Source organism: Solwaraspora sp. WMMD937, assembly GCF_029581175.1.
Taxonomy (GTDB): Bacteria; Actinomycetota; Actinomycetes; order Mycobacteriales; family Micromonosporaceae; genus Micromonospora_E.
This window is the reverse complement of the sequence record NZ_CP120738.1, coordinates 3,934,644-3,952,061: the sequence shown is the minus strand read 5'-3', so window position 1 is coordinate 3,952,061 and position 17,418 is coordinate 3,934,644. Positions and strand designations below refer to the sequence as shown.

The 17,418-nt window shown below is 70.9% G+C and carries 17 protein-coding genes; 10 read left to right on the top strand and 7 right to left on the bottom strand.

Annotation, left to right across the window (positions count from 1 at the left end; all coding sequences use genetic code 11):
* The first annotated feature begins 333 nt into the window (after positions 1-333).
* Positions 334-849, top strand: a complete 516-nt coding sequence (locus tag O7621_RS17410; RefSeq protein ID WP_282230234.1) for a hypothetical protein — start codon at positions 334-336, stop codon at positions 847-849.
* Positions 850-933: 84 nt separating this feature from the next.
* On the opposite strand, the gene O7621_RS17405 is transcribed toward O7621_RS17410, so the two are convergent.
* Together O7621_RS17405 and O7621_RS17400 are read right to left on the bottom strand one after the other, a co-directional pair.
* Positions 934-1,110, bottom strand: coding sequence for a hypothetical protein (locus O7621_RS17405; protein ID WP_278116793.1), 177 nt, complete (start codon positions 1,108-1,110; stop codon positions 934-936).
* 120 nt (positions 1,111-1,230) lie between these two features.
* Positions 1,231-3,336 (bottom strand): sulfatase-like hydrolase/transferase, encoded by a 2,106-nt coding sequence (locus tag O7621_RS17400; RefSeq protein ID WP_282230233.1) that lies wholly within the window; start codon positions 3,334-3,336, stop codon positions 1,231-1,233.
* A gap of 233 nt (positions 3,337-3,569) precedes the next feature.
* Here O7621_RS17400 and O7621_RS17395 point away from each other — a divergent pair, with 233 nt between their 5' ends.
* From O7621_RS17395 to O7621_RS17355, 9 genes are all read left to right on the top strand, one after another.
* Positions 3,570-4,997: a cytochrome P450 gene (locus O7621_RS17395; RefSeq protein WP_282230232.1), complete on the top strand. Its 1,428-nt coding sequence runs from the start codon at positions 3,570-3,572 to the stop codon at positions 4,995-4,997.
* Complete coding sequence (locus tag O7621_RS17390) at positions 4,997-5,905, top strand: terpene synthase family protein (RefSeq protein ID WP_282230231.1); 909 nt, start codon at positions 4,997-4,999, stop codon at positions 5,903-5,905. The genes O7621_RS17395 and O7621_RS17390 overlap by 1 nt, the downstream gene beginning before the upstream one ends.
* Positions 5,902-7,614 carry a prenyltransferase/squalene oxidase repeat-containing protein gene (locus O7621_RS17385; protein ID WP_282230230.1) on the top strand — a complete coding sequence of 571 codons (1,713 nt, stop codon included), beginning with the start codon at positions 5,902-5,904 and terminating at the stop codon, positions 7,612-7,614. The genes O7621_RS17390 and O7621_RS17385 overlap by 4 nt, the downstream gene beginning before the upstream one ends.
* A gap of 134 nt (positions 7,615-7,748) precedes the next feature.
* Entirely contained in the window at positions 7,749-10,250 is a 2,502-nt protein-coding gene (locus O7621_RS17380) for a nitrate- and nitrite sensing domain-containing protein (protein WP_282230229.1), read from the top strand.
* Between the two features lie 39 nt (positions 10,251-10,289).
* Positions 10,290-10,706 carry a roadblock/LC7 domain-containing protein gene (locus tag O7621_RS17375; RefSeq protein WP_282230228.1) on the top strand — a complete coding sequence of 139 codons (417 nt, stop codon included), beginning with the start codon at positions 10,290-10,292 and terminating at the stop codon, positions 10,704-10,706.
* Between the two features lie 10 nt (positions 10,707-10,716).
* On the top strand, positions 10,717-11,103 hold the full coding sequence (locus tag O7621_RS17370; protein WP_123600961.1) for a DUF742 domain-containing protein: 387 nt from the start codon (positions 10,717-10,719) through the stop codon (positions 11,101-11,103).
* Positions 11,084-11,686 carry an ATP/GTP-binding protein gene (locus tag O7621_RS17365; protein WP_282230227.1) on the top strand — a complete coding sequence of 201 codons (603 nt, stop codon included), beginning with the start codon at positions 11,084-11,086 and terminating at the stop codon, positions 11,684-11,686. Before O7621_RS17370 ends, O7621_RS17365 begins: the two co-directional genes overlap by 20 nt.
* Positions 11,687-11,836: 150 nt before the next feature.
* Positions 11,837-12,385, top strand: coding sequence for a hypothetical protein (locus O7621_RS17360; protein WP_282230226.1), 549 nt, complete (start codon positions 11,837-11,839; stop codon positions 12,383-12,385).
* A gap of 541 nt (positions 12,386-12,926) precedes the next feature.
* Positions 12,927-13,271, top strand: coding sequence for an Lsr2 family protein (locus tag O7621_RS17355; RefSeq protein ID WP_282230225.1), 345 nt, complete (start codon positions 12,927-12,929; stop codon positions 13,269-13,271).
* A 156-nt stretch (positions 13,272-13,427) separates the two neighbouring features.
* On the opposite strand, the gene O7621_RS17350 is transcribed toward O7621_RS17355, so the two are convergent.
* The 5 genes from O7621_RS17350 to O7621_RS17330 all read right to left on the bottom strand — a co-directional run bounded on the left by O7621_RS17350 (position 13,428) and on the right by O7621_RS17330 (position 17,388).
* A complete protein-coding gene (locus O7621_RS17350) occupies positions 13,428-14,330 on the bottom strand; it encodes a DUF2726 domain-containing protein (RefSeq protein ID WP_282230224.1) in 903 nt (300 codons plus the stop codon).
* Positions 14,331-14,453: 123 nt separating this feature from the next.
* Complete coding sequence (locus O7621_RS17345) at positions 14,454-14,699, bottom strand: ferredoxin (protein WP_278168406.1); 246 nt, start codon at positions 14,697-14,699, stop codon at positions 14,454-14,456.
* A 298-nt stretch (positions 14,700-14,997) separates the two neighbouring features.
* Positions 14,998-16,080 (bottom strand): ferric reductase-like transmembrane domain-containing protein, encoded by a 1,083-nt coding sequence (locus O7621_RS17340; RefSeq protein WP_282230223.1) that lies wholly within the window; start codon positions 16,078-16,080, stop codon positions 14,998-15,000.
* Positions 16,077-17,015, bottom strand: a complete 939-nt coding sequence (locus O7621_RS17335; protein ID WP_282230222.1) for an FAD:protein FMN transferase — start codon at positions 17,013-17,015, stop codon at positions 16,077-16,079. Before O7621_RS17335 ends, O7621_RS17340 begins: the two co-directional genes overlap by 4 nt.
* A gap of 4 nt (positions 17,016-17,019) precedes the next feature.
* On the bottom strand, positions 17,020-17,388 hold the full coding sequence (locus O7621_RS17330; protein ID WP_278168402.1) for a hypothetical protein: 369 nt from the start codon (positions 17,386-17,388) through the stop codon (positions 17,020-17,022).
* Positions 17,389-17,418 lie beyond the last annotated feature (30 nt).

Sequence of the window (17,418 nt, the reverse complement as noted above, 5' to 3'; positions counted from 1 at the left end):
GTAGCTGTGCGTCAGGTAGCGGGTCAAGCGATGAAGCGGGCCGTGAAGTACGGCGCACCACCACCGTGTTCTATCAGGCTGAACGTTAGTGAACAAGAGGTGAAACCCGTTCACCGAGACTATCTCGGCGTGTGGCGAGGCAGAGCAGCCAAAAGACCGAGGCCACGAGCGCAACATTGTTCACAAGGTTTCACACACCTGATACACAGCACTGATCCGACCGCCCACAGGTGATCGACAAAAGTTGATGCTGGGCCTAAGCTGCCAGATTGACCTCTGGTAGCGCTCCCAAAGCCGTCCCCTGCCGGAGGCGCACCGAGAGGAGGAACGGTCATGCGCCGCTCTACCGCGAGCGTACTCGTCGGGGTGGCCGCCCTGACACTCGTCGCCGGCTGCACCCCGCCCCCGACGGGGTCCCCCGGTACCCCGTCGGTCCCGGGCGTCGACACGCCGACCGAGACCCGCGAGCCGATCCAGGTCAACGTCGCCGAAGCGCTCGACGTCGCTCAGCAGGAGTTCGACCTGATCGTCGGCGGCGACTGGTCGGGTGCCTGGCAGCTGTGGACCGCCGAGGCCCAGCAGTCGGTGCCGGAGAACGTGTTCGTCGAAACCAACGAGGCGTGCCCGGTGCAGGACGGCGTCGAGTTCCAACTGCAGGAGGTGACACCGGTCGACGAGACGGCCGTCGACCTGACCTGGCGCCGCGACGACACCGTGGGCAACAGCTCACTGCGGCTGGTGCAGGACACCTGGCGGTTCGACCCGGGCGGCGGCGTACTCGTCGAGTACGCCTCGGGCGCCGCCGACGCGATCGAGAAGCGCCGGGCGGCCGGCAACTGCCCGTCCTGACCTGAGAGGCGGTTGCCCGGTCCGGTGGCAACGGACCCCGACCGTTGTGCTCCGGACCGGGCAACCTGTCGCGGCGTACCGCCTTCAGCGACGCCGCTTGTTCCGGTGCAGTGCGTCCCCCGCCTGCCGTAGTAGCTTCGAGGTACGCGACGACGGGCCCCTACGGGACTCCACCACCGAGCTGAGCTTGCGCGCCCCGGCTGCCGCCAGCGGTACGGCGACCGCGACGACCGCCCAGCGCTTGATCATCCTGCCGACCATGGTCGCCTCCTCCGGTCGGGTATCGACACCCGGCAGACTCATACCCAGCGGCCCGCTCCGCTAAGCCTGATCGGGCACGATCGGCGGAGTGGACCGGCAGCGGGAGGGTGAGGTCTCGGATCAGCCGGTGATGGGCAGGCGCCGCAGAGTCGGCGCGGTTCCGGTCGGGCCGTCGCCGGCCGGCTCAGCGTCAACCACCACGAACAGCTCCAACCGGTTGGCACCAGCGACGAACAGCCGCTCGTCCGGGATCAGCCCGACGAACCGGAGTTGCCCGGCACCGTCGCGCGCCGTCTGGACCACCGTGCCGACCCGCCCGTTCAGCGCGACCGCGACCGGGACGCCGACCGGCACCGACTCCGGCAGGGTGCCGTGCACCAACGCCGGGATCTTGCCACGCTCCGCCCGGACGTCCTGGTACTCGGACAGATTCGTCACGGTCGCTGGCGGGCCCGTGCCGACCACAGTCAGATCGTCGACCGCCGTACCGATCAGGTCCGCCGCTGGCAGAGGCGGGAACACCGGCCGGGCGCTGGAACCCGCCCGTACGGCCGCGAAGTGGGCCGGGCCGTCGATCGTCACCGGCTCGCCCGGTCGCGGATCGAACCGCTTGTCGGTGGTCTCCCGCTCGCCGCGCAGCGCGGAGATGCCATCGGTACGCCACGGCACCTGCACCCCGGCGTGGTCGGCGACGGTCGGCAGCAGGTCGACCTGCTCCCAGTTGCGGTCGTCAATCCGTCCAACCTGTTGGCCGGGTTCCTTGACGAACAGCGGCACCCAGGCGAGCTCGGCGGCGGCGGCGAACTGGTCGTCCATCTCCCGGCCGGCGACCCCCTCGCTGAAGCTGCCGCCGTGGTCGGAGGTCACCACGATCAGCGCGTCGTCGTAGAGGCCGTTCGCGCGCAGCGTGCGCAACGCCTCGCCGATCAGCAGATCCGTGTAGCCGACCTGCTGCAGGTGCCGCTGATGGGTGAGCCGGGCCCACCAGGGTCCGTCGTACGGCAGCCCGCCCGGACCGTCGTACCGCATCCCGCTCGGCAGATAGGTCCACGGCGAGTGGGGCATCAGCAGGTGCAGGAAGTGCAGCGTCGGGGTGTCCCGGGGTCGCAGCGAACCGAGGAACTCGGTGAACCTGGCCGGCTGGTTCTCCTTCAACCTGCTCATCCGGAACCCGGGGCCGGCGTCCGGGGACTTGTCGTTGGCCCGGATGTCGTCGGCCACCGTCGGTTCGCGGAAACTCGCCGCCGGGTCGTCCAGCGAATCGTCCGGAGAGATCAACTGGCCGTACAGTGCCGCGGTTTCCCGCAGCATCACCGGCAGACTGCCCCGGTCCTGCCCGGGACGTCCCCGACAGTGCTGCGGCGGGCAGAGCTGGGTGACGTTCTCCCAGGCCTCGACCTGGTAGGCCGGCCCGAGCAGGGTGAACAGGTTGTCCGGGTGCTGCGAGTAGTGCGGGGTCAACTCCCCGGTCGGGTACCGTCCCGTCAGCATCGCCGGCACCGCGTTGACGGTCTTGCCGCTCACCGTTGTCGCGTTGCGGTACCAGGTCGAGCCGGCGGCCAGCTGGGCGAAGTTCGGCACCAGCCCGGCGTCGATTTCACCCCGCTCGTCGAGCAGCGACACCAGCGGGAACTCATCGAGGATGATCATGACGATCGGCGGGTGGGGACCGATGCTGCGCACCGGCGCACTGGACGCCCCCCGGCCGAGCAGCACCGCCGACGACGGCGAGGCGAAGACGAACAGCAGCACGAACGCCAGCGGACCGACCGCGGCGACCCGCAGCACCTGCCGGGCGACCGTCGACCTGGCGAACCCCGCGAGCAACACCGTGGCGACGACGACGGCGAGCACCACCAGCAGCGGGCCCCGCACATCGATCAGCGCCTTTCCAACCTGCACGATGAACAACACGGTCAAACTGCCGAGCTGGGCCAGATGGGTCCACCGCCGGACCGTCGGCCCGGCCAGCCCCGCCAGCCAACCCAGACCCCACAACAGCGCCGGCGGAACCAGCACGATCACCGCTACCAGGGCGAGAACGGCGGCCGGTCCGGCACCGTGAAAGAAGAAGAAGTCCGGGCTGCGACCGATCACGTCGAGCAGCGGCTGGGCCACCACGAGCCCGCAGAGTGCGATCAACTCCATCAGGTAGGACCACCCGGACACCCGTCGAGGGTCCGGCTTCGGGTCGTCGGCACCGGCGCCGGGCTGCGTCTGGGTCACCGTGCACTCATACCACACCAGGCGATGTCGAATGCCGGCGCGGACGACCGGACGGCTGGCGCGCGGGAAGGTGTGCGCACCAAAGGAGAACTTAACATCTATGAACCTAGATTGACCGTGTTCATCATGGCATGATCAGCCGAACGTCGTCCTTTGCTTTCAATCAGTCACCAGTCGACCCGGTGGACCCTGCGGTCAGGTGGCGGAACGGAGATCGTGTGCAGGGTGACCGCATGATGGGTCCGACACCCCGACCGGGTGCCTCTCCCGCCCCGATGCGTCCGGTCGCGGCGCTACGCGTCCTGCCCGGTCTGGTCCGCGACCCGCTGCGGACCCTCGTCGGGCTCGCCACTGACGCCGACGGCGGCATCGTCCGGCTGTCCGCCGGACCGGCCCGGCTCTATCTGGTCAGTGATCCCGCCCAGGTGGCGCACGTGCTGCGGGACAACGCGGCCAACTACCTGCGCGACGGCCGTGGTTTGCTCTGGCGGCCCATCCTGCGGTTGTTCGGTGACGGCATCCTGGGCGAAGGTCCGGTCTGGTCGGACAGCCGCCGTACGCTGCAGCCGCTGTTCACCGCCCGCCGGCTGGACGCCCTCACCGACGACCTGGCCACAGCGATCGCGGACGCGACCGGGCCACTGGCCGACGCGGCCCGCCACGGACACACCGTCGACATCGGCGACGAACTGGCCCGGCTGGTCTGCCGCGCCATCGTCCGGGTGATGTTCGCCGACCGGTTCACCACCGACCAGGCGCTGCGGATCACCGCGGCCCAGGACACCATCGCCACCGCCGTACTGCCGAGGCTGCTCCTGCCGTTCGTGCCCAACGCGGTCCCACTGCCCCGCGACCGCGCGTTCCGTCAGGCCGTCCGGACCATCGACGACATCGTGCTGCCGGTGGTTCGGCAGGCCCGGGCCGACGGCGACGACACAGACGACGTCGTCGGGACCCTGGTCCGCGGTCGCGACCGCGACGGCCGGGGCTTCGACGAGGCGCAGATCCGCAACGACACGGTGGCCATGTTCGCCACCAGCACCGAGACCACGTACGGCGTACTGACCTGGCTCTGGCCGCTGCTGCACCGGCACCCGGCGGTCGCCGACCGGCTGCAGCGGGAGATCGACGAGGTGGTCGGCGCCGGACCGGTCCGCCACGAGCATCTGCCGCAGCTGCGCTACACCCGCATGGTGCTGGACGAACTGCTGCGGCTGTACCCGGTCGCCTGGCTGATCCCGCGTACCGCGCTCGCCGACGACGTCATCGACGGTGTCCGCATCAAGGCCGGCGCGCAGCTGATGGTGAGCCCGTACCTGACCCACCGACTGCCCACGGTCTGGCCGGACCCTGACCGGTTCGACCCCGACCGGTTCGACCCCGACGGTACGCAAGACACCGACGCCGGTCCGTCGGCCCCGGCGTCGGCACGGCGTCGGCAGCGGTACGCCCACTTCCCGTTCGGCGGCGGACCACACCAGTGCCTCGGCCAGCACCTGTTCTACCTGGAGGCGCCGCTGATCGTCGCCACGATCCTCAGCCGGTTCCGGGTGCGGGTGACGGACGGCCGGCTGCCCACGCCGCAGGCCGGTGCGTCGGTACGGACCGACGCACCGGTACGGGTCCGGATCGAACCGGCCGCCCTCTCCCGGACGGTCTGATGCACACGGTGTCCTCATCGGCCGCAGCGAACCTGCAGAGCGCGGCCGAGAACGGCCGGATCTGCGCGATCGCGATCCACGGTCAGCGTGACCTGGCCGAACACACCCGGGCCTACCCCGGTCTGTTCCCGGCCCGCCCGTTCGACCCGGCGGTCAGCGCCGCGATCTCGCTGGCCACCGCGTTCGCCGCGCCCTGGTGCACCCCGGAGCAGCTACGGCTGGCCAACCGGGCCGCGCTGTGGGTGTTCGCCGCCGACTGGTTGATCGACTACCAGGCCACGACCGACGACGAGATCGTCGCCCTCGTCGACCGGTGCCGCGCCGTGGCGTACGGCGCCGCGGCCGGACCCGACGACGAACTCGGGCGATTCCTCGCCGACATCGTCGCCGAACTCGACCAGGCACCCGCCTTCGCCGACCGACGGGACCGCTGGTGGACCGAGCTGGACCGGACGCTCACCGCCATGCACCGGGAATGGCGGTGGAAGGCGGCCCGCCGCGCCGCCCCGGCGCAAGCCGGCCCGACCTTCGCCGACTACCTCGACAACGCGGACAACTTCGGGTCGACCTTCGTCAACGTGACGCACTGGCTGCGTCTGGGCGACGGGCCGACGCTGGCGCACCTGACCGAGCTGATCACCGTCAGTCGGGAGGTGCAGCGGGTGCTCCGGCTGGTCAACGACCTCGCCTCGATCAAGCGGGACACCACCTGGGGTGACCTCAACGCGCTGCTGCTGACCGCCGACCGGGGTGTCGTGGAGGACCAGATCGGACATCTGGTGGACGGGTGCCGCGACCTGCTGCGGCCGTTGGAGGTCCGCTGCCCCAACCAGGCCGCCTACCTGTCCCGGCAGCTGGGGTACACCAGCGGCTTCTACCGGGTCACCGACTTCTGGGGGGAGCTGTGACGGTCACCGGAAGCCGGGCCGCGCCCGGTGGCGGACGCGCCACGGCCGACCCGGTCCCGGTCCGTGCCCGACGCTACGTCGGACCGGTCACGGACAGCTGGGACCGGGCCGCGCAGGAGATCGTGGACCGACTGCCCGGTCAGCCCTGGGGCCGCACCGACGTCTCCGTCTACGAGACCGCCCGCCTGGTCAGCCTCGCCCCCTGGCTGACCGGACACCGGGCCCGGGTGCGACATCTGCTGGCCAGCCAGCAGCCGGACGGCAGTTGGGGCGGTCCGGGCGGCTACGCGCTGGTCCCGACGCTGAGCGCCGTCGAGGCGCTGCTCGGCGTCAGGGCCGTACCGCCGGTCCGGTCCAGCGCCACGCCACTGCTCGACGCCACATCGCTGCCCGACGCGACGATGCGGGGGCTGACCGCCGCACACCGGATCCTCGCCGCGACGACCGGCGGGACGCTGCCCGACACCCCCGCCGCCGATCTGATCGTGGCGGCGCTGGTCGACCGGATCAACCAACGGATACGGCACCGCCCCGGCCTGCCCGCGAGCGACCCCCCACTACGGCTGCGAGGTGCACTCGACTCCGACCGGCTGGACGCGGTGCGCCGGCTGTCCGCCGGTGGCCGGCCGGTGCCGACAAAACTGCTGCACGCGTACGAGACCTTCGCCGACCAGGTGGCGCCGCCGAGCCGTCCAGCGGTGGCCCCCGTGCCGGCCCACCCGCTCGCAGGGTCCGGGACAGGCGGACAGGCCGGGACGGTCGGCGGTTCGCCGGCCGCCACCGCAGCCTGGCTCGCCACCATCGATCCGGTCCGCACCGAGGTCGACCCGATGCCCGCGCGCCGCTACCTGGAAACGGTGGTACGCCAACACCACGGTCCGGTGCCGTGTGCCACGCCGGTCGCCGTGTTCGAGCGGGCCTGGGTCCTGACCACCCTGTTGCGCGCCGACGTCGCCATGCTGGTGCCACCCGAACTGCCGGGATCCCTGCGTGCGGCGCTCACCCCGGCCGGAGCGGCGACCGGGGCGGGCCTGCCGCCGGACGCCGACACCACCGCCGTGGTCCTGCACTGTCTCGCGCTGCTCGGCCAGCCAGCCGATCCGGCGGTGCTGCTCGGCTTCCGGGTCGGCGACCACATCGCCACCTGGCCGGGCGAGGACGGCGCCTCGGTGACCACCAACGCGCACGCCCTCGACACCCTCCAGGCGGTCGGGGGTGGCCGGCGCGCCGCCGACCTGGATGTACTCCGCCGGTCAATCAGCACCTGGCTGTGCGACCAGCAGCAACCCGACGGCTCCTGGCAGGACCGCTGGCACGCCTCGCCGTACTACGCGACCGCCGCCTGCGCGTTGGCGTTGTCCGCCGCCGGCACCGGGGCCCGGCCGGCAGCCGCTGTGCTGCGGGCGGTGGACTGGGTGCTGCGTACCCAACGGCCGGACGGCTCCTGGGGGCGCTGGCACGGCACCGCCGAAGAGACCGCGTACGCGGTACGGATCCTGCTCGACACCACCGACCCGCCCAGTGACCGGATGCTGCGGGCCGCCCGCCGGGGCGCCGCCCATCTCGTACCGTCCACCGCCGACCAGGGGCCGGCCCTCTGGCACGACAAGGACCTCTACCAACCGATCACAGTGGTCGCGGCAGAGATCGTGGCCGCCGGCAAACTCGCTCACCGGGCACGCGTAACCGGCGTCAACAGGCACGCTTGAGCACCGGACCGCGACGCTGCTAGCGTGCGCCGTGCCAATGCGCTCATGAACAGGCGCGGCGCAGTCCGCGTATGTACGGCCAGGAGTAGCAGGCAGATGACGAGACATTCGCAGGTCAGGCCGGGGACGGTGTAATGGTGTCACGCGGATTTCACCTGCGTACCAAGATTGTCGCGCTGCTGCTGTCACTCAGCGCGCTGTGGGCATTCGCCGCATGGGTGACCCTGCGCGACGGCCTGAATTTGTTGTGGGTGCAAACCTACGACAGCCAGATCTACCAGCCGAGCGAGCCGCTGCTGCTCGGACTGCAGTCCGAGCGGCGCCTGGCAATGGAATACCTGGCCGGGCCGACCGACGAACGCCGCAGCGAACTGGTTGAGCTGCGCGGGGCGAACGAACGGCTCGCGGACGAATTCCAGGCATCCGCCCAGCACTGGTGGGCGGACCTCGCGGCCGGCGCCGAGCTGGAACAGCAGGTCGCCGACACCGTGCGATGGCTGACCGAGCTGCGCGTCACCCGCGACGCCGTCGAGGCAGGGGAAGTCGACCGGGGCAGCGCACACGAGGCCTACACCAACACGATCGCCGCGTTCTTCCAACTGTTCGGTGCGCTGGGCAACCTCGACGAACGCGACATCGCCGACGACACGGCGACCCTGACCGATCTCAACCGGAGTCAGGAACTGGTCGCCCAGCAGGATGCGCTGATCGCCGGTGTGATCGTCGCGAAGCGCTTCACCGCAGCCGAGCACACCCGGTTCGTACAGCTGGTCGGCGCACAGGAATTCCTCGTCGACGCCACCGTGGTGAACCTGCCGGAACCGGACCGGGCCCGGTATGCGGAACTGGTCGACAGCGACAGCTACGAACGTTTCCGCAACGCGCAGCAGCGGATCGTCGCGAACGGGCCGTCCTCCTCGTCGGCACCGTTGACCGAGGCGCAGTGGCGGCCCGCGGCCGACACGACCATGTCCGATCTGCACACGATCGTGCTGGCCGGCGGCGACGACCTCGTCGACCGGGCCGTGCCGGTGGCCCTGCTGGTACTGCTCCGGCTGCTGCTCGCGGCCGGTCTCGGCATGCTCGCGGTCGTCGCTTCGATCATCATGTCGATCACCACCGCGCGGGCGATCGTCGCCCAGCTCGAACGGCTCCGGGACGCGGCGCACCGGCTGGCCGAGGAGCGGCTGCCGGGCGTGGTCGACCGGCTCGGCCGGGGCGAGGAGGTCGACGTGGCGGCCGAGGCACCGCCGCTGGAGTTCGGCAACGACGAGATCGGGCAAGTGGGCCGCGCGTTCAACCGGGTACAGGAAACCGCGGTGCGCACCGCCGTGGAACAGGCTGAGCTGCGGCGCAGCGTCCGCGACGTGTTCCTCAGCCTGGCCCGCCGAACCCAGGCCCTGGTCCACCGGCAGCTCACCCTGCTCGACTCGATGGAACGCCGGGAGGAGGACGCGGACAAGCTGGAGGAGCTCTTCCGGGTCGACCACCTGGCCACCCGGATGCGGCGCAACGCGGAGAATCTGATCGTGCTGTCCGGCTCGACACCCGGCCGGACCTGGCGCCGCGACGTACCGATGGTGGACGTGGTCCGGGGTGCCATCGCCGAGGTCGAGGACTACACCCGGGTGACCGTCGCTCCGATCGGGCAGGTCTCGTTGGCCGGCCGGGCCGTCGCCGACGTGATCCACCTGCTCGCCGAACTCATCGAGAACGCGTTGTCGTTCTCCCCGCCGCACACCACCGTCCAGGTCAAGGGACAGTTCGTCGCCAACGGCTACGTGGTGGAGATCGAGGACCGCGGGCTGGGCATGAGCGACGACGAGCGAGCTGCCGCGAACGAACGGATCACCGAGCATCCGGAGTTCCGGTTGTCCAGCACCGTCCGGCTCGGCTTGTACGTGGTCAGCCGGCTGACCGAACGCACCGGCATCCGGGTGCACCTGAAGGAGTCGCCGTACGGCGGCTCCACCGCTGTCGTGCTGATTCCACGGGAGCTGGTGGTGCCGGGCGACGAAGCCACCGACCCGGATCTGCGCTCCAGCGACCGGCTCCCAGCGGCTGTCCCGGCTGTTTCTGCTGCGACCGACGCCGTCGAGACGCTGCCCCTGGCGGCCGCAGCCGGCCCAGGTCGGGCCGCCGAGCGGCGTTCCACGGTACGGGCGGTCGCCCCGGTGGCCGCCACCGCCCGCTCCGAGCCCGTACCGCAACCGGGCGGCGACGCACCGACAGCGGCGACAGCGGCGGGACGTCCGGCCGGGTCGGTGGAGTCCGAGCCTGACCAGATCCGTGCCGCCCCGCCAGCCGGATCACACACATCGACGTACACCCCGTCCGGGCTACCGGTCCGGGTACGCTCCACAGCCGCCGGATCCGCCGGTGGGCCGGGCGCGAACCCGCCCGACAGGTCACAGCGGGACAGGCACCCGGAAAGCGAACCGGCCGATCCCCCGGCCCGCCCGGCCGAGCAGGTACTGCGGATGATGAGCGCATATCAGAGCGGGACGAGGCAAGGTCGGTCGGACGCGGCGCGACTGCCCGACGCGCCGCCGCCCGAGGATTCTGCGACGGCGCCGCAACAACAGTCACCGGCCACCGCACCGGTCAGCGACGACCGGAACCCACCATCGGCGTGAGCCTCAGCGCTAGGGCTGGCACGAACAGGAGAACCACTGATGCAGCAGACCGCCTCGATCGCGGACCTCACCTGGTTGCTCGACGATCTGGTCGGTCGGGTCAAGCAGGCCGAGCATGCGATCGTGCTTTCCGTCGACGGCCTGTTGATGGCCGCCTCGGCCGGCCTGGGACGCGACGACGGCGAGCACCTCGCAGCACTGGCCGCCGGAATCCAGAGCCTCGCCCGCGGCGCCGGCAAACGATTCCGCGGTGGACCGGTTCGACAGACCATCATCGAGATGGAGTCCTCGTTCCTGTTCGTCACGGCGGCCGGGCATGGTGCCTGCCTCGCCGTACTGGCCAGCGAGGAGACCGACGTGGGACTGATCGCCTACGAGATGGCGATGCTGGTGACCAGGGCCGGCAAGTACCTGGCTTCCCGCACCCGCCCGGCCGAGAACCACACAGAGAAGTGACCCGGCGACGATGAGCCAGTCCGACGAATCCGGTGAGGACCGGTGGATCGACGACCATGCCGGGCCGGTGGTCCGGCCGTACGCGATGACCGGCGGCCGCACCCGGCCACGTCGTGGCCGGTTCGACCTCATCTCGTTGGTGCTGGCCAGGCCACGGACCCCACCGGGGGAAGCTGGTCTCGGCCCGGAGCACCTGGCGATCCTGGACCGCTGCCGCGAGCCGCTGTCGGTGGCCGAGGTCGCGGCCTACCTGGATCTGCCCCTCGGCACCGTCAGGGTCCTCCTCGGCGACCTGCTCGAACACGCGCTGGTCGAGGTACAGGAACCCCGTTCGGCGTCGAACCCGACTGACGACAGCGTATTCGAGGCGGTTATCAATGGACTACGAGCGCTCTGATCCGGCCGGCACCAGGCCGATCGCACCGACCGCGGTGAAGGTGCTCATCGCCGGCGGTTTCGGGGTGGGCAAGACGACCCTGGTCGGTTCGGTCAGCGAAACCCGGCCGCTGCGCACCGAGGAACTGCTCACCGAGGTCGGGGTCGCCGTCGACGACGTCTCCGGCGTGGAGGAAAAGACCACCACCACGGTGGCGATGGACTTCGGCCGAATCACCATCAGCGAGGACCTGGTTCTCTACCTGTTCGGCACCCCCGGCCAGGAGCGCTTCCTCTTCGTCTGGGACGAGCTCGCGACGGGCGCGCTCGGTGCGGTGGTTCTCGCCGACACCCGGCGGCTGGCCGACTGCTTCCCGTCCATCGACTACTTCGAGCAGCGGGGAACCCCGTTCATCGTCGCGGTCAACTGCTTCGACGGTGCCCGGCAGTACGCGCTCGGCGAGGTCCAGTTGGCGCTGAACCTCGATCCGGACGTGCCGGTGGTGCTCTGCGATGCCCGGCAACGGCGGTCCGGCAAGGAGGTCCTGGTGAAGCTGCTGGAACACGCCCGGGATCACTCGCGCCGGTCGGCCGCAGTCGGATAGCCACCCCTGATAGCCGTCGGCCCAGCCGACCTCCGGCACCGGCCGGCGGGACCTCCGGCCCTGCCGCCCTGCCGGGAAATCCCCTGACAATCGATGTGTCGGAGAGAGCGCCGGACACCGACACCGATCAACGACAGGGGAGGGATCCAGATGGCACGCACCACACACCCGGCACCAGCCGCCACCGACAGGGGATTCGCCGCCACGCCAGCCGAGGCCCGGTTCGGCGAGGTCGTCTGGGCAGTGACCAGACTGGTCCTCGGATTCATCTTTCTCTGGGCTTTCCTCGACAAACTCGCCGGTCTTGGCAAGTCGACCCCCAGTGAGCGCGCCTGGATCAATGGCGGATCCCCGACCACCGGGTACCTCAGCAACGTAGAGGGCCCGTTCAGCGGATTCTTCAGCGGCATGGCCGGTCAGGCCTGGGCCGACTGGTTGTTCATGGTCGGCCTGCTCGGCATTGGCGTGGCGTTGATCCTCGGCGTCGGAATGTGGGTCGCCGCAGTATCCGGCTCGTTGTTGCTGACCCTGATGTGGCTGGCGTCGCTGCCGATCGCCACCAACCCGTTCCTGGACGACCACCTGGTCTACGGCCTGGTGCTGCTCGGTCTGGCCGCGACGGGCGCCGGTCTTCGGTACGGTCTGGGCAGCTGGTGGTGGAACCTGCCGCTGGTACGGCGCAACGCCTGGCTCCGCTGACCCAAGCTAGCTCCGTGACCCACCCGGGTCGGTCAACCGTCACGGCCCCGCTGAGTGAACTCAGCGGGGCCGCCCGCTGTCCGCGCAATTCGACGGCAGGGAGCGCACATGAGCGCCGGCTGCGATGATCACCGCAGCCGGCACCCACGTCCATCAAACGGCAGCTACCGAGCATCCGAACCGGACGCTCACCGCTCCTGCGGTCGTCGCCTGAACCAGGCGATCGTCACTGCTCCTCTATCCTAGAGAGCCGCCGTCGGTTCGGTAATGGATTGTGGGCCATCCCACGTGGTGTGGCCGGCCAGTGCCGGCGGACCGGATGATCAGTGACCCCGCCGGGCAGGCATTGACCGCCGCACCCGGATGCCGGTTTCCTCGACCGACCGCCCCCTGGCCAGCGCCAAATGGTGTCCGGAACGAGATCCGGAGCCGGCGAACGCCGACCGCCTGACCACCGACAATGGCCGAAGTGTTGCGGAATCGATGGCCAATGCGTCAGACTCAATTCCGAACACGGCCGTATCCCGAGGAGTGAGCATCTGTGGCCAAGAAAGTCATTACTCTGCTGACCGACGACCTCGACGGCAGCGAGGCCGACCGGACGGTCGAGTTCTCGCTGGACGGTGTCACTTACACCATAGATCTGTCTGAGAAGAACGCCGGCAAGCTGCGCAAAGCCCTAGACACGTACATCGCCGCCGGCACCCGGGTGAGCCGAAGCAGCGCCGGCGGTCGAGGCGGCCGCGGGAGCTACTCGGCCGCGCCGGCCCGCTCCGACCGCGAGCAGAACCGCGCCATCCGCGAATGGGCGGCCAAGAACGGCTACCCGGTCTCCGAACGCGGCCGCATCCCGGCAAACGTGATCGCCGCCTACCACAAGGGCTGACCACCTGTCGGGCGCATTCCAGGCAGAGCTGCCCACGCGTCACTCGGGCAGCTGGGTTATCGGCGCCGGCGGCGCCGCCGGACGATTTCGTCCGGCGGCAGGGCGGACATCCGCCGGCGCCACCGCCCCTTGGCCGGATGGCTGGGAGACACGCGATCAGTCGAACGACACATGGTCGAACGCGAACTCGCCACTCATCTCGGCACGGCGGGACAGCAAGGCCCGAAACTCGCCGGCCAGCTCGTGACGCTTACGCAACTGCGGCTCGCCGATCTCCAGTGTCGTCAACCGCTCCCCAACGGCCGCCGCCGCCAAGTCTTCAGCGAATCGTCCGGGCGCTATCCCGCAGTGCAGCCGGTGCGGCCAGATCCGTACCCTTTCGAACAGCAGCCCACCCTCGCCGGCAGTCAGCCAGGCCCAGCCTTCCGCGCCGCCGTCGGTCCACTCGACGTGCAGGCCACGTAGGAGCGGATCGGACAGCTGCCGGCTGACGAAGGCCTCCACTGCCCGGACGCGTGCCACCGCGCCCAGATCGTTGACCTGGCCGGTCCGACCGTCCGGCAACCGGCCGACGATGTCCCGGTAGCTGATCTCCCCGACGATCTCGCCGGACCGCAACCCGGCCGCGCTCTGCTGGAACGTCCGTGCGTCGAGCACGTACTCCACCACCCGCCGGCCCGGACCGGTCGCCGTCAACGCCGCCGACTCGACCCGCAGCACCGCCAGGCCCACCGCTTCGCACACGGCGTCGGTCATTCGTTCGTCGCGACGCTGCTCGGCGGTCCGGTCGGCGGGGTCGACGAAGTCGGCCACGAAGACCGGACGGTAGTCGTCGGCACCACAGACCACGAGATCGAACCGCGCCCGAGTGGCCACACTCCACTGCCGGGTGGTGACACCCGGTGGACGTCCACCCACCAGCTGCCCGAGCCGCCGGCCCGGCACGATGACACAGCCGGCACGGTCGAACAGCTCGCCGCGCCGAACGCCCGCGGCGTGTTCCGCGAGGCTGAGAACCGGGCGCAGCCAGGGCTCCCGGACGTCGTCGTCGTTGGTCATGGATCGTGTCCTTGGCTTCCTCGCCACGCCGCGACCGGCGGGACCTGCCCATGCTAGACGCCCGTCAGCCAGGGGTGGACGGCGGCGGTACGTGTGGGTCAGCTCGGCGACAGCGGCACGCGGTCAGCGTCGCCGACGCGCCGGCTGGGCGGAGGTCAACCGCAACGCGAGCTCCGGACAGTTCGCCACGGCACGGTCGGCGTGCCGGCGCAGCTCCGCAGGCACCGCCGGCTCCCGGCTGCCGTCCCGGGAAATCGGAAAGCCCCAGTCGTCACGGGTCAGCAGCTCGGGCAGCAGCTCGATGCAGAGACCCCGACCGTCACAGCGAGCCCAGTCGATCTGCAACCGTGCACCGTGCGGATCGTTCACCTGTCGTCACTCCTAACGGCGCCACCCGGTGAAGGCCGTGTGTGGAGCAGCTTCACGCTGGCATCCTGTCCGCCCTGAAGCTGAAGGACGGAGCTGCACGAGATACACCGTACCGTGTTGGTCTATGGCTGAACACGAAGGCGTCCGTACCGGCAGACATTGAGTTCTCGCGATGCATGTCCGTTCTGGTCTTCGTGACGAAGTTTCGGCACGAGGTGCTCGGCGATCGGCACCTGGCCCGCGTGGAGGCGATCACGGGCCAGGTGCCGCGACTTCGAGAAGGGCGTCTCCTCGCGCACTACTCGGGCCTGACGGCCCTCCCAGCGCGGGCTCTCACCCCGCCCTGAGTGCCGGAACGCTGGCCCGCAATCCGATAGCCCTCGGAGTCACCGTACGGCGGGATGGCACCGGCTTCGGGCGGTCGCCGGGCGACGAGGTCGCCGTCGGCGCCAGCGTCGGGCAGCCAGCCCGGCGGGTCCGCCGGCTGGAAGACCGATCCCGGCTTGCGGTACATGTCCAGCAGGCTGGACGGTACGGAGGCGGCGGCCCGGCCGCCGACGTAGGAATCGACCGGGTGCTCTGCCTGACCTACTACCGCAGGCGGACGGTCCCACATCGGCCCGGTCGGCTGATACTCGGCAGGTTGGTAGCCGGCAGGACCGGCAGGTCGGTAGCCGACGGGAACGGCAGGTTGGTAGCCGGCAGACGCGCGGTCGCCCGGCGGGTCGGCGTGCAGCCAGTCGGTCGGCGGACGGACGGCTGCCTCGTCGGTCGTCAGTCCCGACCGCCGGTGCGATCCCCCGGGGGCCTGCCCCCCGGGTCGGGGAGCGTCGTCGGTGGCCCGCCGCCGCGACCGGGGCCGCACCCACAGCAGCAGACGCCAACCGAGCGCGCCCAGCACGGCCGCCAGACACCCGGCGTTGACCGCCACCATCCAGGTCTGGCCGCTGTCCGTGCCGGTTCCGACCGAGTGGCCGAGCGCCGCCGGCCAGGCGGCGTACGCCAGCCAGTGCAGCGCCCGCCACAACCGCACGCCGATCCGCCGACGCAGCAGACTGGTCACCACCAGCACCAGCATCACGTCACCGGCGAGCGTGCCCAGCCCCATGTACAGCGGACGGTACTCGGCACCGAACGGCACGAACAGGTCGTACACCCGGAGCTTGGCGTACGGGTCGAAGAGCAATGTGACCACGTGGACCGTCAGCAGCCCAACCGCCAGCACCGCCGCATTGCGGTGGACCAGGCTCACCGCGAACCGGGGCAGCCCGAACACCGGCCGACCCGACCGGCTGCCCACTCCCAGCACCACGACCACCGACAACACGACGAGCGCCGTCACCCCGGTGCCGCGCGCGACGAACCACCCTGCCTCCGTCACTGTGTCTCCTCCTCCGCGGACCAGCCTCCGACGGTCCGCACCGTGCCGTCCCCGGCCACCAGCCGGGCCGGTGCGCCGAGACCTGCGAGCCACCGATCGGCGGTCGCACCGCGCACCAGCGCTGCGGTGCTCAACGTGTTCGCCCGCACGCAGCTGTACGCCGCCACGGAGACGCTGCGCCACACCTGGCCCGCCGGCGTACCGGTGCGGGGGTCGACGATGTGGTGCATCGTGGCGTCTCCGGCGGTCCACTGCCGGCTCACCGTGCTCGAGGTGGCCACCGCGCCACCAGCCGGCAGACCGATCACGCACGCCGGATCCGACGGACGGTCCTGCACCCGGATCCGCCAACGCTCGTTGGGGGCCGGCCCCGCAGTGGCGATGTCGCCGCCGAGGGCGACCAGCACACCGACCCGGCACCGGCGGGCGACGTCCCGGGCGCAGCGATCGGCCGCCCATGCCTTCGCGGTCGCGCCGAGGTCCAGCTGCACCCCGTCCGGTACGGTCAGCTCGGTCCCGTCGAGCCGGACCTGACGCCAGTCCGCGGCCGGCGGAACGGTCCGCGCCACGGCGGGCCGGCCATGCAGAGTCACCCAGCGCAGATCCTCGTCGTAGCCCAGTCGGCACAGCGCCGAACCGACGGTCGGGTCGACGTCGCCGTCGGTCTCCCGGGCCGCCCGCAGCGCCACCGACACCAGACCGGCGAGCAGCGGACTGATCCGCACCGGCGTTCCTCCGCTGCGGCACGCCCGGACCAGTTCGGAGTCGGCGCGGAACCGGCTGCAGGCGGCGTCGACGGCGGCCAGCACGTCGTCGACGATCGTCCGGGCCGCCGGCACCGCCGCAGGGTCGCTCACCACCACCCGGGCCAGCGTCCCCCACACCGGCCACTGTGCGCAGTCCGGCCCGACCGGGATGGTCTCCAGCAGCGGCATCGCCTCACGACCCGCCGGAGGTGGCCTGGCCGGGTTCGCCACCACCGCCGGTCACCGGCGGAAACTCCGCCGTCGGCGGGGCCTGGTCGACCGGCTGGTCCGGCTCGGCCGCGCCGTCCGGGGCAGGTTGTCCGTCGCCGGCCGTCGCCGCCGCATCGGTACCCGCCTCACCCGGGGCGGGTTGCCCGTCGGCACCGGCCGGCTGCGGCGCGGTTTCGCCCTGCACGCTGCCCGCCGGAGTGTTCGCGTCCTGGTCCGCCGTGTGATCGGCGTGCGCCACCACGGCGACACCGAGCGTGCCGGCGATGCTCGCCACGGCCAACCCGCCGGTGATCATCGTGACCCGCCGCAGCCCCAGCTCCCGCTCCCCCACGTGGCCTCCCGAATCGCCGTGCTCGGCGGA